General features: G+C 53.2%; 1 protein-coding gene. It reads left to right on the top strand.

Going from position 1 to position 263, the window contains the following annotated elements; all coding sequences use genetic code 11:
* Nucleotides 1-261: hypothetical protein (locus SB659_RS19765; protein ID WP_410551643.1), on the top strand; the 261-nt coding region annotated here is incomplete at its 5' end.
* Nucleotides 262-263 lie beyond the last annotated feature (2 nt).

Here is a 263-nt window from a genome sequence, read left to right as displayed (position 1 = left end):
ATGATTACGGCGTTTGTGTTGGCGAAGCTGTTTGTGTTCACGAAGAGCACGCAATCGACCGGGCGCTCAGTTTTCTTCTTTACGCTCGTGAATCTAGTGGCGGTGGCGCAGACGTGGGTGGTTAGTGTGGGGCTAGCGTATTACGTGTTTCCACGGTTGGCGTTCACCTGGCATGTGAGGGATATCGCGCATGCGGTTGGGGTCGCCGCGCCGGTGTTCACTAGTTATGTGGGGCATAAGAAGTGGAGTTTTAAACATTAAAG

This window comes from Arthrobacter sp. SIMBA_036, from assembly GCF_046535135.1.
Lineage (GTDB): Bacteria > Actinomycetota > Actinomycetes > Actinomycetales > Micrococcaceae > Arthrobacter.
Note: the sequence above shows the minus strand (reverse complement) of the source record. Positions and strands in the feature narration are given on the sequence as shown.